The sequence below is a fragment of the Modestobacter lacusdianchii genome, from assembly GCF_054177765.1.
Map to the genome: position 1 here is coordinate 110,454 of NZ_JBJJTJ010000011.1, position 23,778 is coordinate 134,231.

Annotated in this window: 21 protein-coding genes; 13 read left to right on the top strand and 8 right to left on the bottom strand. The window is 74.0% G+C overall.

The window, feature by feature from the left end:
- The first annotated feature begins 63 nt into the window (after positions 1–63).
- The 3 genes from pstC to pstB are packed head-to-tail and all read left to right on the top strand — an operon-like array spanning position 64 to position 2,901.
- Positions 64–1,011, top strand: a complete 948-nt coding sequence (gene pstC, locus ACJTNH_RS10510; RefSeq protein WP_458175330.1) for a phosphate ABC transporter permease subunit PstC — start codon at positions 64–66, stop codon at positions 1,009–1,011.
- A complete protein-coding gene (pstA, locus tag ACJTNH_RS10515) occupies positions 1,011–2,096 on the top strand; it encodes a phosphate ABC transporter permease PstA (RefSeq protein ID WP_458175332.1) in 1,086 nt (361 codons plus the stop codon). Before pstC ends, pstA begins: the two co-directional genes overlap by 1 nt.
- 25 nt (positions 2,097–2,121) lie before the next feature.
- Entirely contained in the window at positions 2,122–2,901 is a 780-nt protein-coding gene (pstB, locus tag ACJTNH_RS10520; protein ID WP_458175334.1) for a phosphate ABC transporter ATP-binding protein PstB, read from the top strand.
- 27 nt (positions 2,902–2,928) lie between these two features.
- On the opposite strand, the gene ACJTNH_RS10525 is transcribed toward pstB, so the two are convergent.
- On the bottom strand, positions 2,929–4,455 hold the full coding sequence (locus ACJTNH_RS10525; RefSeq protein WP_458175336.1) for an LCP family protein: 1,527 nt from the start codon (positions 4,453–4,455) through the stop codon (positions 2,929–2,931).
- Positions 4,456–5,660: 1,205 nt separating this feature from the next.
- Here ACJTNH_RS10525 and ACJTNH_RS10530 point away from each other — a divergent pair.
- Positions 5,661–6,629 carry a hypothetical protein gene (locus ACJTNH_RS10530; RefSeq protein WP_458175338.1) on the top strand — a complete coding sequence of 323 codons (969 nt, stop codon included), beginning with the start codon at positions 5,661–5,663 and terminating at the stop codon, positions 6,627–6,629.
- A gap of 91 nt (positions 6,630–6,720) precedes the next feature.
- Here the strand turns inward: ACJTNH_RS10530 and ACJTNH_RS10535 are convergent, their stop codons facing one another.
- Positions 6,721–7,146 (bottom strand): DUF2795 domain-containing protein, encoded by a 426-nt coding sequence (locus tag ACJTNH_RS10535; RefSeq protein ID WP_458175340.1) that lies wholly within the window; start codon positions 7,144–7,146, stop codon positions 6,721–6,723.
- Between the two features lie 34 nt (positions 7,147–7,180).
- Positions 7,181–7,390: a DUF2945 domain-containing protein gene (locus ACJTNH_RS10540; RefSeq protein WP_458175342.1), complete on the bottom strand. Its 210-nt coding sequence runs from the start codon at positions 7,388–7,390 to the stop codon at positions 7,181–7,183.
- A gap of 316 nt (positions 7,391–7,706) precedes the next feature.
- Here ACJTNH_RS10540 and ACJTNH_RS10545 point away from each other — a divergent pair, with 316 nt between their 5' ends.
- The 6 genes from ACJTNH_RS10545 (at position 7,707) to ACJTNH_RS10570 (ending at position 13,980) form a co-directional block, all read left to right on the top strand.
- A complete protein-coding gene (locus ACJTNH_RS10545; protein WP_458175344.1) occupies positions 7,707–8,486 on the top strand; it encodes a siderophore-interacting protein in 780 nt (259 codons plus the stop codon).
- 123 nt (positions 8,487–8,609) lie between these two features.
- Complete coding sequence (locus tag ACJTNH_RS10550) at positions 8,610–9,341, top strand: response regulator transcription factor (RefSeq protein WP_458175346.1); 732 nt, start codon at positions 8,610–8,612, stop codon at positions 9,339–9,341.
- The gene (locus tag ACJTNH_RS10555) at positions 9,338–10,909 is read left to right on the top strand and encodes a sensor histidine kinase (RefSeq protein WP_458175348.1); all 1,572 of its coding nucleotides are present in this window, start codon (positions 9,338–9,340) and stop codon (positions 10,907–10,909) included. Before ACJTNH_RS10550 ends, ACJTNH_RS10555 begins: the two co-directional genes overlap by 4 nt.
- A gap of 34 nt (positions 10,910–10,943) precedes the next feature.
- A complete protein-coding gene (locus tag ACJTNH_RS10560) occupies positions 10,944–11,648 on the top strand; it encodes a PaaI family thioesterase (RefSeq protein WP_458175350.1) in 705 nt (234 codons plus the stop codon).
- 137 nt (positions 11,649–11,785) lie between these two features.
- Positions 11,786–12,694 (top strand): sulfate adenylyltransferase subunit CysD, encoded by a 909-nt coding sequence (gene cysD / locus ACJTNH_RS10565; protein ID WP_222194426.1) that lies wholly within the window; start codon positions 11,786–11,788, stop codon positions 12,692–12,694.
- Positions 12,694–13,980, top strand: coding sequence for a sulfate adenylyltransferase subunit 1 (locus ACJTNH_RS10570; RefSeq protein ID WP_458175352.1), 1,287 nt, complete (start codon positions 12,694–12,696; stop codon positions 13,978–13,980). The genes cysD and ACJTNH_RS10570 overlap by 1 nt, the downstream gene beginning before the upstream one ends.
- Before the next feature lie 57 nt (positions 13,981–14,037).
- On the opposite strand, the gene ACJTNH_RS10575 is transcribed toward ACJTNH_RS10570, so the two are convergent.
- Positions 14,038–14,220, bottom strand: a complete 183-nt coding sequence (locus ACJTNH_RS10575) for a hypothetical protein (protein ID WP_458175354.1) — start codon at positions 14,218–14,220, stop codon at positions 14,038–14,040.
- Positions 14,221–14,294: 74 nt separating this feature from the next.
- Positions 14,295–14,699 (bottom strand): ATP-binding protein, encoded by a 405-nt coding sequence (locus tag ACJTNH_RS10580; protein WP_458175356.1) that lies wholly within the window; start codon positions 14,697–14,699, stop codon positions 14,295–14,297.
- 201 nt (positions 14,700–14,900) lie between these two features.
- Here ACJTNH_RS10580 and ACJTNH_RS10585 point away from each other — a divergent pair, with 201 nt between their 5' ends.
- Positions 14,901–15,269 (top strand): hypothetical protein, encoded by a 369-nt coding sequence (locus ACJTNH_RS10585; protein ID WP_458175358.1) that lies wholly within the window; start codon positions 14,901–14,903, stop codon positions 15,267–15,269.
- 58 nt (positions 15,270–15,327) lie between these two features.
- On the opposite strand, the gene hrpA is transcribed toward ACJTNH_RS10585, so the two are convergent.
- On the bottom strand, positions 15,328–19,305 hold the full coding sequence (gene hrpA, locus ACJTNH_RS10590; RefSeq protein WP_458175360.1) for an ATP-dependent RNA helicase HrpA: 3,978 nt from the start codon (positions 19,303–19,305) through the stop codon (positions 15,328–15,330).
- A gap of 180 nt (positions 19,306–19,485) precedes the next feature.
- Between hrpA and ACJTNH_RS10595 the strand changes: the two genes are divergently transcribed.
- Both ACJTNH_RS10595 and ACJTNH_RS10600 read left to right on the top strand, forming a co-directional pair.
- On the top strand, positions 19,486–19,977 hold the full coding sequence (locus tag ACJTNH_RS10595; protein ID WP_458175362.1) for a MarR family winged helix-turn-helix transcriptional regulator: 492 nt from the start codon (positions 19,486–19,488) through the stop codon (positions 19,975–19,977).
- Entirely contained in the window at positions 19,974–21,971 is a 1,998-nt protein-coding gene (locus ACJTNH_RS10600) for an MDR family MFS transporter (RefSeq protein ID WP_458175364.1), read from the top strand. The genes ACJTNH_RS10595 and ACJTNH_RS10600 overlap by 4 nt, the downstream gene beginning before the upstream one ends.
- A gap of 66 nt (positions 21,972–22,037) precedes the next feature.
- Here the strand turns inward: ACJTNH_RS10600 and ACJTNH_RS10605 are convergent, their stop codons facing one another.
- Together ACJTNH_RS10605 and ACJTNH_RS10610 are read right to left on the bottom strand one after the other, a co-directional pair.
- Positions 22,038–23,213 carry a zinc-dependent alcohol dehydrogenase gene (locus ACJTNH_RS10605; protein WP_458175366.1) on the bottom strand — a complete coding sequence of 392 codons (1,176 nt, stop codon included), beginning with the start codon at positions 23,211–23,213 and terminating at the stop codon, positions 22,038–22,040.
- Positions 23,210–23,680, bottom strand: coding sequence for a hypothetical protein (locus ACJTNH_RS10610; protein WP_458175368.1), 471 nt, complete (start codon positions 23,678–23,680; stop codon positions 23,210–23,212). Before ACJTNH_RS10610 ends, ACJTNH_RS10605 begins: the two co-directional genes overlap by 4 nt.
- Positions 23,681–23,778: the final 98 nt, after the last annotated feature.

The following is a 23,778-nucleotide window of genomic DNA, read 5'->3' on the forward strand; positions in this document are numbered from 1 at the left end:
CGTGGCACGTCCCACCCCCCGCAGGCCCCTGCACACCGCACCACGAACACGACGGAGCGATCGGTGACCACCACCAGCGCACCCCCCGCGACCCCGCGCCCCAAGCGCCGGCCGGGCGACCGCATCTTCGCCGGCAGCGCCAAGGGCGCCGGCATCCTCATCCTGGTGATCCTCGCCGGGGTCGCTGTCTTCCTGATCTCCGAGTCCGTCCCCGCGCTGACCGCGCCGTCGGAGGACGTCCCGGGCGGTGAGGGGCTCTTCTCCTACGTCGGCCCGCTGGTCTTCGGCACCCTGCTGTCCGCGGTGATCGCCCTGCTGGTCGCCACGCCCCTGGCGGTGGCGATCGCGCTGTTCATCACCTACTACGCGCCCCGCCGGCTGGCCGCCGGGCTGGGCTACCTGATCGACCTGCTCGCCGCCATCCCGAGCATCGTCTACGGCTTCTGGGGCATCGCCTGGTTCGCCCCGCGGCTGGTGCCCTTCTACCGCTGGCTCGAGGAGAACCTGGGCTTCCTCCCGTTCTTCGCCGGCCCGGTCTCCTCCACCGGCCGCACCATGCTGACCATCGGGCTGGTGCTGGCGGTGATGATCCTGCCGATCATCAGCGCCATCTCCCGCGAGGTCTTCTCCCAGGTGCCCACGCTGCACCAGGAGGCGGCGCTCGCCCTCGGGGCGACCCGCTGGGAGATGATCAAGATGGCGGTCATCCCCTACGGCAAGTCCGGCGTCATCGGCGGCGCCATGCTGGGCCTGGGGCGCGCCCTGGGCGAGACCATGGCCGTGGCGATCATCCTGTCCGGCTCCGCGGCCGGGATCACCTGGGCCCTGATCTCCAGCGCCAACCCGCAGACGATCGCGGCGAACATCGCCCTGCAGTTCCCCGAGTCGACCGGACTCGCGGTCAACACGCTGATCGCCAGCGGCCTGGCGCTGTTCGTGATCACCCTGCTCGTGAACATGCTCGCCCGGTGGGTCGTCAACCGCCGGGCCGACTTCTCCGGAGCGAACTGATGAGCACGTCCACGCAGCAGCAGAGCACCGGGTCCGACGCCCCCATCACCTCGTCCCACCCGGGTGGGCACCGCACCCTGCCGTCCTGGGCGGTCTGGGCGGTGTTCGCCGCCGCCGCGGTGGTCGCCGCGCTGATCGGTGTGGCGACCAGCTGGAACATCGTGCTGTTCGTCATCTACACGGTCGTGCTCGGCACGCTGGCCACCTACGTGGTCTCCCGCGTGGTCGAGGGGCCGCGCAAGGCGACCGACCGGCTGGTCACCTGCCTGGTGGTCAGCGCCTTCGGCATCGCCCTGGTGCCGCTGCTGTCCCTGGTCTACGAGGTCGTCCGGCGCGGTGCCACCCGCTTCGACGGGGAGTTCTTCGGGGCGTCGCTGGTCGGCATCATCGGTGAGGGCGGCGGTGCGTACCACGCCCTGATGGGCACGCTGATCATCACGCTGCTCACCACGCTCATCTCGGTCCCGATCGGCCTGATGACCGCGATCTACCTGGTCGAGTACGGCTCCGGCCGGCTCAAGCGGGCGATCACGTTCCTGGTCGACGTGATGACCGGCATCCCCTCGATCGTCGCCGGCCTGTTCGCCTACGCCCTGTTCGTGCTCGCCTTCGGGCCGGGTGTCCGACTGGGCATCATGGGCGCGATCGCACTGTCGGTGCTGATGATCCCGGTGGTCGTGCGCTCCTCCGAGGAGGTGCTCAAGCTCGTCCCGAACGAGCTGCGCGAGGCCGCCTACGCCCTCGGCGTGCCCAAGTGGCGCACCATCCTCAAGGTGGTCATCCCCACCGCCATCGCCGGCCTGGGCACCGGCGTCACCCTGGCCATCGCCCGGGTGGTCGGCGAGACCGCCCCGCTGCTGATCACCGTCGGCATCACCAACGCCACGAACTTCGACCCGTTCGACGGGCGGATGGCGACGCTGCCGGTCTACGCCTACTACCAGCTCACCCAGCCGGGCGTGCCGCCGGAGTTCGCGATCGACCGGGCCTGGACGGCAGCTCTCCTGCTCATCATGCTGGTGATGGCGCTCAACGTCGTCGCCCGTCTGATCAGCCGCTTCTTCGCACCCAAGACCGGTCGCTGACCGACCCGATCCGGAGGATCTCCCTGTGGCCAAGCGCATCGACGTGTCCGACCTGGACATCTACTACGGCAACTTCAAGGCCGTGGAGGGCGTCAACGTCTCCATCGAGCCGCGCAGCATCACCGCGCTGATCGGCCCCTCGGGCTGCGGCAAGTCCACCTTCCTGCGGTCGCTCAACCGCATGCACGAGGTCATCCCGGGTGCGCGGGTGGAGGGCAAGGTCGTCATCGACGGCCAGGACCTCTACGGCTCCGACGTCGACCCGGTCGACGTCCGCCGGCAGATCGGCATGGTCTTCCAGCGGCCCAACCCGTTCCCGACCATGTCGATCTACGACAACGTCGTGGCCGGCGTGCGGCTGAACAACACGCGGATGAAGAAGTCCGACCTGGACGACCTGGTGGAGCGTTCGCTCAAGGGCGCCAACCTCTGGAACGAGGTCAAGGACCGGCTCAACCGGCCCGGCTCGGGGCTGTCCGGTGGTCAGCAGCAGCGACTGTGCATCGCCCGGGCGATCGCGGTGCAGCCCGAGGTGCTCCTGATGGACGAGCCCTGCTCGGCGCTCGACCCGATCTCCACGCTCGCCATCGAGGACCTGATGACGGAGCTCAAGGAGCAGTTCACCATCGTCATCGTCACCCACAACATGCAGCAGGCGGCCCGGGTCAGCGAGTCCACCGGCTTCTTCAACCTGAACGGCGTGGGTCAGCCCGGTCGGCTGATCGAGTTCAACCCGACCGAGAAGATCTTCAGCAACCCCGACCAGAAGGCCACCGAGGACTACATCTCCGGTCGCTTCGGGTGATCCCCCGCTGAGCCCGGCTCCCGGCGCTCAGCTGCAGGACGACGCGGCCCCGGCCTCCGTGCTCACGGAGACCGGGGCCGCCGTCGTCGGCACCGGGGTGCCCAGCCCGACCGGCGCGAGGCCCGCGTGGTCCGGGCCGACGACCAGCTGCACGGCCGCGCCGACCTCCTCGGTCTCCAGCAGCACCGAGCCGGGGACCGCGGCGGCCACCGTCCGGGCCGGCTCCAGCGCCGCCGGCCCGTACCGGACGACGGTCCGGGTGACCGCGGCCGGCTCCACGCCCCGTGCGCCCACCCGGAACCCGGCAGCCGCCAGCCCGTCGGCGACCTCCGCCGCACGCCCGGCGCCGCTGGCGTCGAGCACGTCGACGGTCACCCCGGCAGGCTCCACCGTCACCGTCGTGCCCTCCGGCACCGGGTCGGTCACCGCCGGCACGGTCCCGGCTGCGGGGTCGCCCTCCGCCGGCACCTGCTCCACGGCCGCGACGGGCACCCGGCCCTGGTCGATCACCGCGTCGAACAGCTCGCGGGTCGCGGTCGCGTCGACCACCACGGCGGCCTGGTCGCTGCCCGCCGGCAGGTAGCCGACCTGCGCCACCGGCAGGGCCGTCCGCTCCACGGCGTCCCCGTCGAGGCCGCCCAGCGTCGCACCCAGCGCGCGGACGTCGCCCAGCGTGGTCTCCGCATCGACGGTGAACGCATCCCCGACGCGGGTGAGGAAGCGGGTGAGCGTCCACGGGTCGGCCAGCGTCCCGGCGTCGAGGGCCGAGCGCAGCGTCGAGCTGAGCACCCGCTGCTCCCGCTCGGCCGCCGCCGCGCCCGTGACGTCGGACCCGTCCCCGGCCGCCTCGAGGTAGCCGCCGACCTCCGCGGCGCCCAGCTCCTGCTGCCCCGCGGGCAGCCCCAGGCCGGTGTCCGGCTGCGGCAGGCAGACCGGGACGCCGCCCAGCACGTCGACCAGGCCGGGCAGCCGGCCCACGTCCAGGGACAGGTAGTGGTCGACCCGCAGGCCGGTCAGCTGCTGCACCGACCGCACGAGGCAGGACGGGCCGCCGTCCACGAGCGCGGTCGCGAACGGCTCGGTGACCGGGCCGCGCACCGACCCGTCCGGCGTCCGGCAGGTCGGGGTGTCGCTCAGCGCGGTCGGGGGGACGGTCACGAGCACGGCACGCTCGTCGTCCCCGTCGCCGGAGACGTGCACGACCAGCGTGCTCACCGCTGCGAGCCCACTCCGGCCGGGCAGGTCGGTGCCCACGACGAGGTAGGTGCGGGAGGCCTCCTGCAGCTGCGGGGCCAGCACCTCCGGCCCGTCGACGACCAGGGCGTCGACCTCGTCGATCGACTGGTCGACGTAGAAGTAGAGCCCGACGTAGAAGCTGGCCACCAGGCCGAGCAGGGCCGTCAGCGCGAGCGCGACCCGGGTCAGCCGCCGGCGGACCGGACCGACCGGCGCCCGGGCCGGCTCGACCCGGGCCGCCGTCGCGCCGTTGAGCGGCAGGTCGCGGCCGGGGATCGGCGGGATCGGCAGGCTGCGCCGCAGCCCGGGCACGGGCACCGAGGGCTGCGCGGCGCCTGCACCCCGACCGGGGCGGACCACCGGGCTGCCCACCGCCGGTGCCGGGCCACCCACGGACACGGACGGGGGCGCGGCCGGCGGCGGTGCGGACGGCGGTGTCGGGGTGAGCGGGCGGGGCGACGACCCGGGGGACGCCACCGGCGCAGGCACCGGGCGGGCGGGCGCACCTGGTCCGTCCACCGGTCGGGACGGTGGTGGTGCCTCCGGTCGCGCCGCCGCAGGTGACGGTGCTGGCCGGGCACTCCCGGCCGAGGGGGTGGCGGGCGCCTCGGCCGGCACGGGCCGCATGGCCGGAGGTGGCGGCGTCCAGCCCTGCCCCGCGGGACCGGCGGCGGCCGGGCCGGTCGGCCGGACGGCCGACGGGGGCACTGGCGGCGGCGGGGGCGTCCCGCCCGGCCGCGGACCGGGCGACGGAGCGGCCGGGGCCGCCGACGGGGTGTCGCCCACCCGGGAACCGGGCGCTGGCGCGGCCGGGTGAGCCGTGGCCGGCCGGGGGGCGAGCGACGGCTGCGACGGAGGGACGGGAGCCGCCGGAGGTGCCGCGCCCACCCGGGGTCCGGGCGTCGCGGGGACCGGCCGATCGGGGGTCCGGGACCCCTGCTCGGGTGCGGTCGACCGGGACCCGGTCGACGACGTCCCCTCCGGGTCGGTCACCGGCCCGGGCATCGCCGGCTGCCAGCCGGTCGGCAGCACCGGCGGGGACGGTGGGGCCACCGGATCGCGGCGGACCCCGCCCCGGGGCGCCGGCCCGGTCGCGGGAGTGCCGTCCGGGACGTCGGACCGACCGCCCCGGCCGGTGGACCGCCCCGTCTCGTCCACCGGGTCCTGCCGACCGGTGGCCTCGGCCTCCCGGCGACCGGCGCGCCGCCGGGGCACGCCGTTGCCCTGCCGGGCGAGCAGTTCGGCCACGGTCAGCGGAGCGGCCGGGGTGCCGTCCTCGGCCCCGCCTCGCGTCGGCTGGTCGGCCACCGGCGTCGACATCCCATCGTGTGGTCGGTGCAGCCCCGGCCGGAGCTGCTCGTGCTGCGCGCGGTCCGACCGGTGGTCGACCTGGCGACCGGCCCACGATACGGGCGGTCCGGCCGCCTGCGGGCCCGGACGCGCGGGCAGCCGGGTGATCGTCGAGCCGGTGACGGACCCGTCCCGACCGGCAGTCCGGGCAGGCGGACCGTAGCGTCCTGGGCGTGAAGCTGCCCTTCCCCGGCCCGTCGGACGTGCTCAGCGCGGCAGGTGGGCTGCGCGACGGAGTCACCGAGGCCCTCGCCCTGCTGCCCCGCGTGGTCGGCATCGTCGACGAGTTCGAGCAGCTGCTCGGGCGGGTGACCACGCTGCTGGAGCGGGTGGAACGGGTCGCCGACCGCGCGGAGCTGGCGGTCACCGGGATCGACGCGACCCGGATGCTGGCCGACGAGGCGATGGCCCGGATCGCGGTCACGCAGGCCCGGGCCGACGAGGCGGTGGGCCGGATCGGGGTCACCAACGACGCCGCCGACGCCGCCGTCGCCCGCATCACCACCACCAACGACGCCGCCGATGCGGCCGTGGCCCGGATCGGCGTGACCAACGACGCCGCCGATGCGGCCGTCGCCCGCATCACCACCACCAACGACGCCGCCGACGCCGCCGTCGCCCGCATCACCACCACCAACGACGCCGCCGACACCGCCGTCGCCCGCATCACCACCACCAACGACGCCGCCGACGCCGCCGTCGCCCGCATCACCACCACCAACGACGCGGCCGATCTCGCCGTGGCCAGGATCGGCGGCACCACCGACGCCGCAGACGGGGCGCTCGACCGGGCAGCGGCGATGCTCCGGGCGGTCCAGCCGCTGCTGGACGACTACCGCCCTGCGCTCAGCGCGCTCGCCCCGGCGTTCACCCGGTTCGCCACCCAGCTCGACGACGAGGAGGTCACGGCGCTGATCACCCTCATCGACCGGATGCCCGCCCTGGTCGTCCACCTCGACGACGACGTGCTGCCGGTGCTCGCCACCCTGGGCGACGTCGCGCCGGACGTGCACGCCCTGCTCGACACGGTCCAGGACATGCGGCAGATCGTGAAGGGCTTCCCCGGGTCCCGGCTGTTCCGTCGCCGCGGGGCGGAGGAGATCGCCGAGGAGGAGGCCGAGGCGTCCGACGGCGCCCACTGACCCGCCGTCCGGGTCCGGACACGCCACCGGCGCCGCCCCCGGGAGGGACGGCGCCGGTGGGCGCTCGCCGCGACGGTGCGCGGCGGGCCGATCAGGTCTCGGTCGGGTACCCGAGGGCGCGGACGACGTCGCCGATCCGCTCGTAGACCTCTCCCTCGGGGAGCCGGGACAGCTCGTCGGCGACCACGTCGGGGGCCCGGTGGTCGCGCGCGGCCTCGACCAGCTCGGGGCCGCTGCTGGGGAAGTCCGCCCGGTCCAGCCAGCGGGCCAGCTCGGCGCGCGTGGCGACCGCGTCCGGCGTCATGCCGTTCGGGACCCCTCCGGTGAGGCTGCCGGCCGGGTCGGCGTCGACGTCGGGCTGGCCCTCGCCGACCGGCTCGACCTCTCGCCACTCCTCGGAGCGGGTGGCCCGCTCGGCCTTCATCATCCCCTGCACCTCGTGCTCGAGCTCCTCGTCGAGCCGGGGGTTGTGCTTGGTGCTGCGGCTCCCGATGAAGCCGGCGTCGCTCTCGCTCACGTTCTCCTCCTCCGTGCCGCCGCTCGCGGCGGGGTCAGTCCTCGTGCAGTGCGCTGCCCTTGTGCACCGCTGTGCCGCCGCTCTTCTCGCTCTTCACCTCGTACTGGGGCTCGTCCTCGCTCGCGCGCACGGTCCGGCCGGCCGCCTCGGTGTCCTCGGTGATCGTCCGCTGGACGGTGCCCTCGGCCTCGCCCCCGTGGCTCTTCCAGCTCACGTGGTCGCCCTTGGTGAACTCATCGGCCATCTCGCGTCCCCTCCTCGGCGGTCGGTAGGCCAGTGCCTGCCCGAGGGGCGGCACTGCCACACATCCGGCTGGGACGGCGATCGGGCGCGCGGGTTCACCGCATCGGACTCACTCGATCGGGGGGACTCTGCGCGGAGCGTGGTGCCGCCCGGAGGACCGTCACGTAGCGTGGCCATCCGGCGGAGCTCACGGAGCATCTCCCCCGGTCAGCGCAGTCAGCTGATCACGTTCCGTGATCGCCCCGTCCTCGATCGCCGGCCCGGTCGGCCCCATTCCCCCGGGGCTGGCCGGGTCGGCCTCGTTAGGCTCGCTCCTCGTGAACCCGCCCGAGGATGCCGCTGTCCGCCCGGTCGACGTCCTCACCGTGACCACGGTGCGGGACGTGACCCCGGCCGTCCGCCGGGTCACCCTCACCGCCCCCGCCGAGGTCGTCGCAGCCGCCGGGCCGACGCTGTCCCTGCTCGTCCCCCGCGCTGACGACCCGGCTCCACGGTGGCCCGAGGTCGCCCGCGACGGCCGGATCGTCTGGCCGCAGGGCAGCCACGGGGTCGCCCTGCGCAGCTACACCTCCCGCCGCCAGGACCCCGACACCGGCGAGCTCGACATCGACTTCGTCCTGCACGGCGACGGGCCGGCCGCGAGCTGGGCGGCCGCCGCGGCTCCCGGAGCCGTGCTGGCGGTGGCGAGCGCCGCGCCGCTGGGCGACGCACCGGCCGGCTGGCTGCTGCTGGCCGGCGACGAGACGGCGATCCCGGCGATCAGCCGCATCCTGGCGGCAGCGGACCCGCACACCCGGGGCCTCGCGTTGCTCGAGGTGGCCGGTCCGGAGGAGGAGCAGGACCTGGCCGGCCCCCCGGGTGTCGAGCTGCGCTGGCTGCACCGCGCGGACGCCGCACCCGGCAGCAGCCTGCTGGCCGACGCGGTGGCGGCCCTCCCCCGCCCGGAGGGCGAGGACCTGTTCGCCTGGGTCGGCGCCGAGTCGGCCGCCGTCCGCGCCGTCCGGGCCGACCTGCGGGGCCGCTGGGGCCTGCGCCGGCACCAGCACCACGCGATCGGCTACTGGCGCCGAGGCCGGGCCATGTCCCCCGCCGGCTGACCCACGCGGGCGCGGCACCGGACGTCCAGCGTCCTCACAGGTAGCGTCCAGGCCAGCCGCAGCCGGGCCGCCGAAGCTGGTGGGATGACGACGACGGCAGCACAGGGTCCATCGGGAGGGGTCGTGTCCAGCAGTTCCGGCCAGGCGGGCCCGACCACGCCCGAGGCCCGTCTCCTCGTGGTCGACGACGAGCCGAACATCCGCGAGCTGCTGTCGGCCAGCCTGCGGTTCGCCGGGTTCGAGGTCGCCACCGCGCCCGACGGGCAGCAGGCCCTGGCGGCCGTCGACCAGTTCCGCCCCGACCTGCTGGTGCTCGACGTGATGATGCCCGGCCTCGACGGCTTCGGCGTCGTCCGGCGGCTGCGCCAGAACGGCACGCACACCCCGGTGCTCTTCCTGACCGCCCGGGACGCCGGCCAGGACAAGGTCACCGGCCTCACCCTCGGCGGGGACGACTACGTGACCAAGCCGTTCAGCCTGGACGAGGTGCTGGCCCGCATCCGGGCGGTGCTGCGGCGCAGCCAGGCCGTGCAGCAGGCCAGCGAGTCGCCGAAGCTGACCTTCGCCGACATCGAGCTGGACGAGGAGTCGCACGAGGTGCTCAAGGCCGGGAAGCTGGTCAGCCTCTCCCCCACCGAGTTCAAGCTGCTGCGGTACCTGATGACCAACTCGGGCCGGGTGCTGTCGAAGGCGCAGATCCTCGACCACGTGTGGAACTACGACTTCAACGGCGAGGCCAACGTCGTGGAGTCCTACATCTCCTACCTGCGCCGCAAGATCGACACCACCGAGCCGCGGCTGCTGCACACCCTCCGCGGCGTCGGCTACTCGCTGCGGCTGCCGCGCGGCACGTGACCACTGCCGCCCCCGCGCAGCCCGCCCCGCCCGCGCCACCCGGCCCCGCCGGTGACGGGCAGGCGCGCCGGCGACCGTCCGACCCCGGGCAGCGCATCCCGCTGCGGGTGACCCTGGTGGCCCTGCTGGTCGCCCTGGTCGCGGTGGCCCTCACCGCCACCGGCGTCGCCGCCACCTCGTTCCTGCGCGACTACCTGCTGGAGCAGCAGGACAGCCAGCTGCTCCTCGGGCGGGACCAGCTGGCCCAGCAGCCGGTCGCCCTCAGCCAGGCCTGCGCCGGCCAGCAGCTGCGGATCCCCAACAACCAGTACGTCGCCTGCCTCGACGTCACGTCCGGGGACGACGCGGTGTCCGTGGTCACCGGCCCCCGGGACGACGACGCCCTGCCCGACGTCAGCGACCTCGATGCCGCGTCGGTCGGGCCCGAGGGGACGACGGCGTTCTCGGTGCGCTCGGAGGACCGGCACACGACCTGGCGGATGGCCGCGATCCGGGTGCCCGGCACCCCGGTCAGCGAGGAGTTCGTCCTGGTGGTGGGCCTCGACCTGTCCGACGACGAGGCGGCGCTGGGCCGGCTGGTGCGGATCGAGCTGGTCGTCGGCCTGCTGGTCCTGGCGGTGCTGGGCGTGGCCGGCTACCTGCTGGTGCGCAGCAGCCTGCGGCCGCTGGAGGACGTCGAGCACACCGCGCAGGCGATCGCCGCCGGTGACCTGTCCCGCCGCGTGCCGGTCGGTGACGAGCGGACCGAGGTCGGCCGGCTCTCCACCGCGCTCAACGGCATGCTCGGCCGGATCGAGAGCTCCTTCCGCGCCCAGCAGGCCTCCGAGGAGCAGGCGGTCGCCTCCGAGGCGCGGATGCGCCGGTTCGTCGCCGACGCCAGCCACGAGCTGCGCACCCCGCTGACCTCCATCCGCGGGTTCGCCGAGCTGCACCGGCAGGGTGCCGTCCGCGGGCCGGAGGACACCGGCCGGATCATGCAGCGGATCGAGGCCGAGGCGACCCGGATGGGGCTGCTGGTCGAGGACCTGCTGCAGCTGGCCCGGCTGGACCAGCAGCGGCCGCTGACCCTGGGCCCGGTCGACCTGGCCGAGCTGGCCGGGGACGCCGTCCACGATGCCCGGGCCGTGCAGCCCGACCGGCCGCTGGGCCTCCAGCTCGACCCCTCGCTGACCGACGTCCCGGTGGTGCGCGGCGACGAGGCGCGGCTGCGGCAGGTGATCGGGAACCTGGTCACCAACGCCCTCACGCACACCCCCGGCGACGCCCGGGTCACGGTGCGGCTGTCGGAGGACCCGGCGGAGCCGGGCACGGTGGTGCTCGCGGTCAGCGACGAGGGCCCGGGGCTGGCGCCGGCCGACGCCGAGCGGGTGTTCGAGCGGTTCTACCGGGTCGACGCCTCGCGCACCCGCGCCGCCGGCGGCACCGGCCTCGGCCTGTCGATCGTCGCCTCCCTGGTGGCGGCGCACGGTGGCCGGGTCGAGCTCCGCACCGCCCCGGGCGAGGGGGCGACCTTCGCCGTCCACCTGCCCCGGTCGGGCCCGGTCACGGCCGAGCCGGGACCCGCCTGAGCCGGCCGGGGCGCCCGGCTGGTCTGATCCACCGGTGACCACGGAGACGACGGCGGACCAGGCGGAGCTGCTGGCGGCCGTCACCGAGCTCGGCGGCGCCCTGCGGGAGCTGGTCGAGGCAGCGGTGACGACGACGGTGGACCCGGGCGAGCTGCGGGCCGCGGCCGCCACCGCCCGTGAGCTGACCACCCGGCTGGCGGTCTCCCGCCGCCGCCGCGACCAGCTGCCGGTGCTCGACGACCCGGTGCGGTTCCGCCGGGTGTTCAACCCGGTCACCGGGGTCGGCAGCGCACTGGCCCCGCCGCTGACCATCCGGCGGGAGGACGGCGGCGTGGTCGCCGAGGCGGTGCTGGGCCTGCCGTACGAGGGTCCGCCCAGCTACGTGCACGGGGGCATGAGCGCCCTGCTGATGGACCAGATGCTGGGCTCGGCGGCGATCGTCGCCGGGCTGTGGGGCATGACGGCCCGGCTCGAGCTGGACTACCGCCGCCCGGTGCCGCTGGAGACCCGGCTGCTGCTGCGCGCCGCGGTCACCGAGACGGCGGGCCGCAAGGTGGTGGTCACCGGCACGATCGCGCTGGCCGACGCCCCGGAGCAGCCGCTCGTCGAGGCGCACGGCGTCTTCGTCACCCCGCGGCCGGAGCGCTCGGCCGAGTACTTCGGCTCGATCACCGACGCCGGCGGGCGGCCCTCCCCGCCCGGGCGGCCCAGCGACGCGACCGCGGTGACCGAGGGCTGAGGCGCACCGGGCGACGGGGGCAGGGGCGCCATGCCGGACACTGGTGCCCGGGAATCCCCACCACCCCGATGGGGTTGCCCCACTGAACTGCGTCACCGGCCGGTGACGCCTGCCGCCGTCCCCGGGAGCCCGACAGCGTGACGACCCCCGATCACCGGCTCAGCCAGCTGCAGACGCTGGAGGCCGAGTCCGTCCACGTGCTGCGCGAGGTGGCCGCCGAGTCCGAACGACCGGTGCTGCTGTTCTCCGGCGGCAAGGACTCCATCGTGATGCTGGAGCTGGCCCGCAAGGCGTTCGCGCCGGCCCGCATCCCGTTCCCGGTGATGCACGTGGACACCGGGCTGAACTTCCCCGAGGTGCTGGAGTTCCGCGACAAGCGGGTCGCCGAGCTGGGCGTGGAGCTGGTCGTCGCCTCGGTGCCCGACGCGATCGCCGCCGGCACCGTGCGCGAGGAGCCCAACGGCTCCCGCAACCGGATCCAGACCCCGGTGCTGCTGGACGCGGTCGAGCAGCACGGCTTCACCGCCCTCTTCGGTGGGGCCCGCCGGGACGAGGACAAGGCGCGGGCCAAGGAGCGGGTGTTCTCCTTCCGTGACGAGTTCGGTCAGTGGGACCCGAAGAACCAGCGCCCGGAGCTGTGGGACCTCTACAACGGCCGCACCCACCTGGGCGAGTCGATCCGGGTGTTCCCGCTGTCGAACTGGACCGAGCTCGACATCTGGGGCTACATCGCCCAGGAGGAGATCGCGATCCCGCAGCTGTACCTGGCGCAGGAGCGGGACGTCGTCGACCGGCAGGGGATGCTCTACGCGGTCAACCAGTTCATCACGCCCCGGGACGGTGAGCCGGTGCTGCGCGAGAGCGTCCGCTACCGCACCGTCGGCGACGCGAACCTGACCGCCGCCGTCCGCTCGACGGCGACCACCGTCGCGGAGGTCATCGCCGAGATCGCGGTGACCCGGCTGACCGAGCGGGGCGCCACCCGCGGCGACGACAAGGTCAGCGACGCCGCCATGGAGGACCGGAAGAAGGAGGGCTACTTCTGATGAGCGCGCTCTCCCAGGCGGCGGCCGAGATCGCCACCGCCCGCAAGGACATCCTGCGGATCGCCACCGCCGGCTCCGTCGACGACGGCAAGAGCACCCTGATCGGGCGCCTGCTCTACGACAGCAAGGCGGTCTTCGAGGACCAGTACGCCGCCATCGAGCGGGCCAGCCGCGGCGACTACGTCGACCTGGCGCTGCTCACCGACGGCCTACGGGCCGAGCGCGAGCAGGGCATCACCATCGACGTCGCGTACCGCTACTTCACCACCCCGCGGCGCACGTTCATCCTCGCCGACACCCCCGGGCACGTGCAGTACACCCGCAACATGGTCACCGGCGCCTCCACCGCGGACCTCGCGATCGTGCTGGTCGACGCCCGCAAGGGGATGGTCGAGCAGAGCCGCCGGCACGCCTTCCTCGCCTCGCTGCTGCGGGTGCCGCACCTGGTCGTCGCGGTCAACAAGATGGACCTGGTCGACTGGTCGGAGGAGGTCTTCGAGGGCATCCGCGACGAGTTCGCGGCGTTCGCCACCAAGCTCGAGGTGCCCGACCTGACCGTCGTCCCGATCTCGGCGCTGCAGGGCGACAACGTGGTGACCCGCTCGGCGAACATGCCCTGGTACGAGGGGACGTCGCTGCTGCACCACCTGGAGAACGTGCACGTGGCCAGCGACCGGAACCTGGTCGACGCCCGGTTCCCGGTGCAGTACGTGATCCGGCCGCAGTCCGACGCGTTCCACGACTACCGCGGCTACGCCGGCCGGGTGGCTGCCGGGGTGCTGCGCCCGGGCGACGAGGTCCAGGTGCTGCCCAGCGGACTGACCACCACGATCGCCGCGATCGACGGCCCGGACGGCCCGCTGGAGGCCGCCTTCCCGCCGATGTCGGTGACCGTGCGGCTGGCCGACGACCTGGACGTCTCCCGCGGGGACATGATCTGCCGCCCGCACAACGCCCCGCACGTCACCCAGGACCTCGACGCGATGGTCTGCTGGATGGCCGACGCGCCGCTGGTGCCGCGGATGCGGCTGGCGGTCAAGCACACCACCCGCACGGTGCGCGCGATGGTCAAGGACCTGCAGTACCGGCTGGACGTGAACAGCCTGCACCGCGACACCGACGCCACCGAGCTGGAGCTCAACGACATCGGCCGGGTGCGGTTCCGCACCACCCAGCCGCTGTTCGTCGACGACTACCACCGCAACCGGGTGACCGGTCGGTTCATCCTGATCGACGAGTCCACCAACGCCACCGTCGGCGCGGGGATGCTGACCCCCGCGGGCTGATCGCCGCGGGCGCGCGCGACGCCGTCCGGGAGGACGGCGTCGCGGCGCCGGTCGGACTCAGGCCTGCGGGTCGGTGGCCGCGCTGGGTGCGGGGGTCTCGGCGGCCTCGCCGTTCCAGTCCTTGCCGGCCTCGTCGGCGTTCTCCGAGGCGCTGTCGGTCTGACCGGCGACGGTCTGGACCATCTCCTCGTCGGACAGCCCCTCGCCGGCGGCCTCGGTGTGGCTGGTCGGCTCACTCATGCGACGACTCCTCTGTCTGGCGATCGTGGACCTCGGGACCCTCCCCTCGGCAGGTGCGGCGCAAACCCGCGGGGTCAGCGAGCATCGGGCTCGCCGACCCCGCCGGGCGACAGCTCGAACCACACCCGCTTGCCGCCGCGGTGCTCCTCGGCACCCCACCGGTCGGCGATGGCGGCGACCAGCCGCATGCCCCGCCCGCGCTCCTCGGTGTGCGACAGCTCGCGCACGACCGGCATCACCGCGGAGTCGTCCACCACGCCGATCTGCAGCCACGCCCCGGCGAGGGCGAGCTCGAGGGTGAGCACGTCGACCCCGGCGTGGTCGACGACGTTGGCCACCAGCTCGGTGACCAGCAGCTCGGCGTCCGCACGGTCCTGCGGGGCGTCCCAGGTGCGCAGCACGTCGCGGACCAGCCGCCGAGCGAGCGGAACGCTGCTCGGCACCGGTGGCAGGTCGATGCTCGCGGTGTAGGTGGTCATGGGATCCCGTCTCAACTGTCCTGGGCCGGTTGGGCACAACCGGATCTGGACCACCATGACACTCGTCCGAGTGATCTGCAACCCCCATTGCATGCAACTGCAGTTGCATGCAATGGGCACTGCACGCAACGCCTGTTCAGTCCGGTAGTGTGCAACTCAGACCGGGGCGTGGCCCCACCGCACGAACACCAGGAGACCGCCGTGAGCGCCACCGACGTCCCGATCGAGGACGAGGCGACCCGCGCGCTGTGCACGCTGATGGAAGAACTGGACACGTGCACCGCCCAGCTGCAGCAAGCCCGAGAGCGGGCTGAGCTCCTGCTGCACAACCGGCGGGCCGGTCACTCCTGGGCCGAGATCGTCACCGGTGAGGAGCGGCCGCTGATCGTGGAACAGCTCAGCAGCGTGCTGGCCACCCTGTCCACCGCCGGAGCCGACTGGCGGCGGGAGCAGGCCGCCGCCCTCCAGGCGGAACACGTGAGCATCAACCGGATCGCCGCGATGTTCGGCGTCACCCGGCAGCGGGTCTCCGCGCTCCTCAAGGAGTCGGGCACCCCCGACCCGGACTGACCCGGCCCCGCCGCCCGGACCCGCGGGCGAGCCCGCGACGCGTGGCCAGCGAGGTCCGTCAGGCGGCGGAGACCTGGTCGATGGCCTTGTAGACCCGCTGCTCGGAGACCGGCCGCGGTGTGCCGACGTGCTGGGCGAACAGGCCGACCCGCAGCTCCTCGACCATCCAGCGCACCCGCATCACCGGGTCGTCCGGAGCACCGGACGGCGGGACGGCGGCGCGCAGCCGCTCGTACTCGGCGGTCACCGCCGCCACCTGCGCCGTCCACAGCTGGTCCCGGGCGGCGTTGGCCGGCAGCTTCTCCAGCCGGTAGGCCATCGCGGTCAGGTAGCGCACCAGGTCCGGCAGCCGTCGGCGCCCGGCGGTGGCGACGAAACCGCGGTGCAGCAGCCCGGTCATCTGCCGGCGCAGGTCGGCGATCGCCGCGTCGGGCACCCGCCGTCCGGGCGCGGCGCCGATCGCGACGGCCACCTCGCGGGCCTGGGTGAGCACCGCCTCCACCCGCCGGACGGCGTCGGTGGTCAGCGGCAGCAGCTGCTCCCGGGCCGACGCCACCAGCGCGGTGAACGCGGCCTCCGTGCGCGGCGGGCCCCCGGCCGCGGCGATCAGCTCGTCGGCCGCCGCGTCGACGCAGTCGGCGACCAGGTCGGGGATCTCGCCGTCGGGGTTGAACTGCAGCGCCAGCCGGGTGCGCGGCGAGATGCCCTTGACCACCTGCTTGACCGGCGACCCGGCGACCAGCACCAGCAGGCGGCGCGCGCCCCGCCAGCCCAGCCGGGTCGCCTCCGCCTGGGTGGGCACCACCCGGACGCCGACGGTGGCGCCCTCGTCGACCAGCGCCGGGAACGCGGTGACGACGTGCCCGCCGCGCTGCACCTCGACGGTGGCGGGCAGGTCGCCGAAGGCCCAGGTCGTCGCACCGGTGCGCTCGTAGGTCGAGGCCGCCCGCGCCAGGCTCGCCCGCGCTTGCGGGGCCACCTGGGCGCGCAGCTCGGTCAGGTCCTTGCCCTGGGCCAGCGGACGCTGCTGGTCGTCGAGCACCCGGAAGGTGGCGCGCAGGTGGGCGGGCACCTCGGCCGGCTGCCAGGCATCGGGCGGGACCACCACCGAGGTCGCCCGGCGCAGCTCGCGCTCCAACGCCGGCAGCAGCGGCTCGGCCGGGTCGATGTGCGGCAGCACCTCGCGCACCCGGTCGGGGATCGGCACCAGCCCGCGGCGCAGCTGCTTGGGCAGCGACCGGAGCAGCTCGGTGACCAGCTCGGCCCGCTGACCGGGCACGGTGAACGCCAGGGACTCCCCCGACGTCGCGGCGAGGGTGTCCAGCACGCCCAGCGGGACGTCGACGGTGACGCCGTCCTCGGCCGCCCCGGGGGCGAACGCGTAGGACAGCGGCAGGGTCAGCCCCTGGGTCAGCCGCACCTCGTCCGGGTAGTCCTCGGCCTGCACCTGACCGGCGGCCGCGGCGTTGGTGAGCATCTCCGGGGTGAAGGTCAGCAGGTCTGGCGTGTTCCGCCGGGCCTCCTTCCACCAGCGGTCGAAGTGCCGGGTGGAGACGACGTCGGCGGGCACCCGGGCGTCGTAGAGCTCGAACACCGTCTCGTCGTCCACCCGGATGTCGCGCCGCCGGGCCCGCTCCTCGAGCTCCGCGACCCGCTCGATCGCGGCCTGGTTCTCCGCCCAGAACCGGTGGTGCGTCGTCCACTCGCCCTGCACCAGGGCGTGCCGGATGAACAGCTCCCGGGAGACGACCGGGTCGATCGAGCCGTACTGCACCCGGCGGCCCACCACCAGTGGCAGGCCGTAGAGGGTGACCCGCTCGGTGGCGACGACCGAGCCGCGCTTGGCGTCCCACCGGGGCTCGCTGTACTGCCGCTTCACCAGGTGGTCGGCCAGCCGCTCGACCACCTCGGGGTCGACCCGGGCCACCATCCGGGCGAACAGCCTGCTGGTCTCCACCAGCTCGGCGGCGACCACCCAGCGCGGCGGCTTCTTGGCCAGCGGCGTCCCCGGGGCGATCACGAACCGGGTGTTCCGCGTGCCCAGGTACTCCCGGTTGCCCCGCTTGTCCCCCCGCGAGGGGCCATTGTCGCGATTTTGGCCCTTTGCGGGTTCGGCCTGCATGCCGACCTGGGAGAGGAGGCCGGCCAGCAGCGCCGCGGTGACGCCGCGCTCGTCGGGGGCCGGGGCCAGCGAGCCGGTGGTCATGCCCAGGCGGCGGGCGGTGCTGCGCAGCTGGCCGTGCAGGTCCTGCCACTCGCGGATGCGCAGGAAGTGCAGGAACTCGCGCTTGACGGTGCGCCGGAACTGGTTGCCCGACAGCGCCTCCTGCTGCTCGCCGAGGTACCGCCACAGGTTCAGCAGCGCCAGGAAGTCGGAGTTCTCGTCGGCGAACCGCTTGTGCAGCTCGTCGGCGGCCTGCTGGTGCTCGGCCGGGCGCTCCCGCACGTCCTGCACGGTGAGCCCGGCGGCGATGACCAGCACCTCCTCCAGCACCCCGCGCCGGTCGGCCTCCACGACCATCCGGGCGATCCGGGGGTCCAGCGGCAGGGCGGCCAGGGCGCGGCCGGTCTCGGTGAGCTTGCCCTCGCCGTCCAGGGCGGCGAGCTCCTCCAGCAGGGCGAGGCCGTCGGCGACGGCGCGGCGGTCCGGCGGGTCGATGAAGGGGAAGTCGGCGACGTCGCCCAGCTCGAGCGAGGCCATCTGCAGCAGCACCGAGGCGAGGTTGGTGCGCAGGATCTCCGGGTCGGTGTACTCGGGCCGGGCGTCGAAGTCGTCCTCGGAGTACAGCCGGATCGCGATGCCCTCGCTGGTGCGCCCGCACCGGCCCGACCGCTGCCGGGCCGAGGCCTGGCTGATCGGCTCGATCGGCAGCCGCTGCACCTTGGTGCGATGGCTGTACCGGGAGATGCGTGCGGTGCCCGGGTCGACGACGTACTTGATGCCCGGCACCGTCAGTGACGTCTCGGCGACGTTGGTGGCCAGCACGATCCGTCGTCCGGTGTGCGGCTGGAAGACCTTGTGCTGGTCGGCGGCGGACAGCCGGGAGTAGAGCGGCAGGACGTCGATGGGCGTGCCGTTGCGCTCCGTCGTCCCGCCCAGGGCCTCGGCGGTGTCCCGGATCTCGCGCTCCCCGGCCAGGAAGACCAGGACGTCGCCCGGCCCCTCGGCGACCAGCTCGGCACAGGCGTCCACGATCGCGCCGACCTGGTCGCGGTCGGGGTCGGCCTCCGGGTCGTCGGGGTCGACGACCGGTCGGTAGCGCACCTCGACCGGGTAGGTGCGACCGCTCACCTCGACCACGGGCACCTGCGCGCCGTCGACGGAGAAGTGCTTCGCGATCCGGTCGACGTCGATGGTCGCCGAGGTGATGACCAGCTTCAGGTCCGGACGGCGGGGCAGCAGCCGGGCCAGGTAGCCCAGCAGGAAGTCGATGTTGAGGCTCCGCTCGTGGGCCTCGTCGATGATGATCGTGTCGTACTGGCGCAGCATCCGGTCGCGCTGCACCTCGGCCAGCAGCACGCCGTCGGTCATCAGCTTGACCAGCGTGCGGTCGCCCACCTCGTCGGTGAACCGCACCTTCCAGCCGACGACGTCGCCCAGCGGGGTGCCGATCTCCTCGGCGATCCGCTCGGCCACGGTGCGGGCGGCGATCCGGCGAGGCTGGGTGTGCCCGATCCGTCCGCGCACGCCGCGGCCGAGCTCCAGCAGGATCTTCGGCAGCTGGGTGGTCTTGCCCGACCCGGTCTCGCCGGCGACCACCACGACCTGGGACTCCCGCAGCGCGGCCGCGATGTCGTCGCGGCGCTGACTGACCGGCAGCTCCTCCGGGTAGCCGACCACCGGGACGGCGGCGCGCCGCGCAGCCACGCGCTGCTCGGCGGCGGCGACGTCCTCGGCGATCCGCTCGCGCTGGCGGGCGCGGGCCGCCGGGTCCTTGGTGCGACGGGTCGAGTCCAGGCGGCGGCGCAGCCGGTGCTCGTCGGCGAGGGTGAGTGCGGACAGCCGGGACCGGAGGTCGTCGTGCGGGGTGGTCACGGGGTGCTCGCAGTTCCTTCCGGGTGGATGCCCCCCAGGGTCTCACCCCGGCGGGTGGGGTCGCGCGGATCACGGTTCGTGCACCGCGCAACTGGTTGCGTGCATCCCACAACGGCTTGTACCGTGCAACTGTTCCTCCGGCGCAGCGCGGCGCCTCCCGCCGACGCCCGGAGCCTCCCCATGACCGACCTCGCCGCACCGGCTGCCGGTGCCGCGCTGGGCGACGAGCTCGCCCGGCTCATGCGGGTCATGCACGCGTTCAAGGCCCGCGGCCCCGCGCCCGAGGCCCGCGAGCGCGCCGCCCACGTGCTGCTCTTCCCGCTCACCCGGCTCGGGCCACTGCGCCAGAGCGCACTGGCCGAGCTCGTCCACGCCGACCCCTCGACGGTCAGCCGGCACGTCACCCTGCTGGTCGACCGGGGGCTGGTCCGCCGGGTCGCCGACTCCCAGGACGGCCGCGCCAGCAACCTGGTCGTCACCCCCGCCGGCGAACAGGCCCTCGAAGCGCTGCGCGAGGAGCGCAACGGCCACCTGGCGACCGTCACCGCCGACTGGTCACCCGCAGAGCTGGCCTCGTTCACCGCGCAGCTGCACCGCTTCGTGCAGGACCTCACCACCCACCTCGGTGCCGCCGCCGGCGGCGCCGCGAACGACTCCGAGAAGGACCGATGACCCAGACCAGCGACCGCGCGACGGCTGTCGACCGCCGGACCGCCCGGGCCGCCGCGGCAGCGCCCGACGCCTCCGGGGTGTTCACCCACCGCCAGATCATGACGATCCTCGGCGGCCTCCTGCTCGGCATGTTCCTCGCCGCGCTGGACCAGACCGTGGTCTCCACGGCGATCCGCACCATCGCCGACGACCTGAACGGCTACGACCTGCAGGCCTGGGCGACCACCGCCTTCCTGATCACCTCGACGATCACCACGCCGCTGTACGGCAAGCTGAGCGACATGTACGGCCGCCGGCCGTTCTACCTGTTCGCCATCGCCGTCTTCGTCATCGGCTCGGCGCTGTGCGGCCTGGCCGACTCGATGTACCAGCTGGCGGTCTACCGGGCGATCCAGGGCATCGGTGCCGGTGGCCTGATGTCCCTGGCGCTGGCGATCATCGCCGACATCGTCCCGCCGCGGGAGCGCTCGAAGTACCAGGGCTACTTCATGGCCGTGTTCGGCACCTCCAGCGTGCTGGGCCCGGTCATCGGCGGGTTCCTGGCCGGCCAGTCCTCGATCGTGGGCATCACCGGCTGGCGCTGGATCTTCTACGTCAACGTGCCGCTGGGCATCCTGGCGTTCGCCGTCGTCTTCAAGGTGCTGCACCTGCCGCACACCAAGCGCGAGCACCGGATCGACGTCCCCGGCGCCCTGGCGCTCATCGCCTTCCTCGTGCCGCTGCTGATCGTCGCCGAGCAGGGCCGCACCTGGGGCTGGGGCAGCACCGGGGCCCTGGTCTGCTACGCCATCGCCGCGGTCGGCTTCGTGCTGTTCGTGCTCGCCGAGCGGGCCTACCGGGACGACGCCCTGCTGCCGCTGCGGATGTTCGCCAACCGCACCTTCGCGGTGAGCAGCCTGTCCAGCATCGTGCTGGGCGCCGGCATGTTCGGCGGCATCCTGCTGCTGCCCCAGTACCTGCAGATCGTGCACGGCTCCAGCCCCACGGTCGCCGGGCTGCAGATGATCCCGCTGGTGCTCGGCATCATGCTCGGCTCGGTCATCGCCGGCCAGGTCATCGCCCGGACCAGCGTCTACAAGCCGTTCCCGCTGGTCGGCGTGGTCTTCATCGTCACCGCGCTGGTGTCGCTGTCGTTCATCGTCGGCGCGGAGACCTCGATCTGGGCGATGTTCCCGTTCATGCTGCTGATGGGCCTGGGCCTGGGCTTCAACTTCCAGCCGGTGATCCTGGCCGTGCAGAACGCGGTCAGCCCGCGGGAGATCGGTGTCGCCACCTCGTCGGTGACGTTCTTCCGCCAGATGGGCGGCACCCTCGGGACGGCGGTCTTCCTGTCCGTGCTGTTCACCCGGCTGCCCACCGACATCGGGAACGCCGTCTCCGACGCTGCCGCGGCGAACCCGGAGCTGGCCCCGCAGCTGCAGGGCGCGGCCGGGAACGCGAGCGACCTGTCGGACACCTCCTTCATCCAGCAGCTGCCCAGCGCGGTGGCCCTGCCGTTCAAGACGGGCTTCTCCGACTCGATCGACCTGGTCTTCCTGATCGCCGCCGCCGTGGTGGCCGTCGGCTTCTTCGTCCTGCTCTTCCTGCCCCAGCTGGCGCTGCGCACCCAGTCCGGGATCCAGGCCCAGCAGGCCGGTGAGGGCGCGCCCGTCGACCCCGCCGCCGACGACCCGGCCACCGCCGCGGCCCACGCGGCCGGTGCCGCCGCGCCGACCTCGGTGGAGCCTCCGGTGGACGACGTCGACCGGACCGCCGAGCAGGCCGACGACGCCGTCCCGGCGCAGCAGACCGACCGCGCCGCCCCGGCACAGCAGGCCGTCGGCTCCGTCCCGGCGCAGCAGGCCGCCGCCGATTTCCCGCACGGCCGGCACGAGGCGGCCGGTGACGTGGACCGGCCGGAGGGCGGCCGGCACGAGGCCACCACCCCTGACCAGCCGACCGGGCTGGCCAGCGTGCCCGCCGACCACCTGCCGGACGACGTCCGCCGCAGCTGACCCCGACACGCAGGACGGCCCCTCTCCGCGATCGCGGGGAGGGGCCGTCCTGCGTGTCGGCGCGGGTCAGGCGCCGGGGGTGAAGACGGCGCGCACGCAGCCGTCGGCCTTGTCCTTGAACATCTGGTAGCCCCGGGGCGCCTCGCGCAGCGGCAGCACGTGGGTGGCCAGGTGCTCGGTGACCAGCTCGTCGCGGGCCATCCGCTCCAGCAGCTCGGGGATGTAGCGCTGGGCGTGCACCTGGGCCCCGCGGAAGGTCAGGCCCTTGTTCATCAGCGCACCCATCGGGAACTTGTCCACCATCGCGGCGAAGACGCCGAGGCTGAACACCGACCCGCCCTTGCGGCAGGCCAGGACGGCCTCGCGCAGCGCGGTGGGCCGGTCGGTCTGCAGCCGCAGCTGCTGCTTGACCTGGTCGTAGATGCCCGCCACGCCGGTACCGTGCGCCTCCATGCCGACGGCCTCGATGCAGACGTCGGGCCCGCGGCCGCCGGTGCGCTCGCGCAGCTCGGCGAGCACGTCGGTGGTCGTGTAGTCGACCGCCTCGGCGCCGACGTGCTCGCGCACCTGGGCCAGCCGCTCGGGCACCCGGTCCAGGACGACGACCTGCTCGGCGCCGAGCAGCATCGCCGCGCGGGCGGCCATCTGCCCCACCCCGCCGGCGCCCCAGACCGCGACGACGTCGCCGGGCTTCGTGCCGGCGAGGTCGGCACCCATCCAGCCGGTGGAGGCGGCGTCGGAGGCGAACAGCGCGCGGGTGTCGGACACGCCCTCGGGGACGACGAAGGTGCCGACGTCGGCGTAGGGCACCCGCATGTACTCGGCGTGGCTGCCGGCGTACCCGCCCATCGCGTGGGAGTACCCGAAGCAGCCGCCGGGGCTCTGGCCCCACAGCCCCTCGGTGATGCCGGGGTTGGCGTTGCCGTTGTCGCAGAGGGAGTACTGCTCCTGCTTGCAGTACCAGCAGTTGCCGCAGGCGGCGAACGGCGCGACGACGACCCGGTCGCCGACCTTGCGGTCGCGCACCGCGGGCCCCGCCTCGACGACCTCGCCGATGAACTCGTGCCCGAGCACGTCACCGGCGCGCATGAACGGGATGTAGCCGCCGAGCAGGTGCAGGTCGGAGCCGCAGGTGACCGACTGGGTGATCTTCAGGATCACGTCGTGGTCGTTGAGCAGCTTCGGCTCGGGCACCTCCTCGACGGAGACCTCGTTCACGCCGGTCCAGGTCGCGGCCTTCACAGGACGCCCTCCTTCGGTGCCTGCTCGTCCATCCCGTCCAGGGCCTTGCCCTGCGGGGTCTGCCTGCGGTGGCCGTGCGGCTGCGGTTCGTTGCGCAGCACCTCGCCCACCTCGACCAGCTGCTTGGCCTCGCGCAGCGCCGAGCGCAGCTCGCCGATCTCCTCCTCGCTGACCGGGCCGCGGAACCGGGCGGCCAGCTCGGCGCCGCGGTCGCCGGGAGCCGGGCTCACCCGCACCTCCAGCCGGTCGCCGAACGCGGCCAGCGGGGCCGGTGTCGCCGCTCGCAGCTGGTCGGGGTCGGTGAGCACGGTGACCGCGCGCCACCGGCGGGCGGCCGTGCGCGGGTCGTCGGTCACCGACGTCTGCCCGACGCCGGGGACCCGAACGTGCTGCAGCTGCTTGAGGGCGGTGCCGCCGGCCTCGCTGGCCAGCCCGGCGGCGCGGGCGACGATCTTCGGTAGGGGCATGGGGCGCTCCTACCCGGCGGTGCCGGGGGGCCAACCCGCGCCAGTGCGATGCGCTGCACGTGAGCGGCGCGGGGCTGGTCACCGAGCCCGACCGGTGC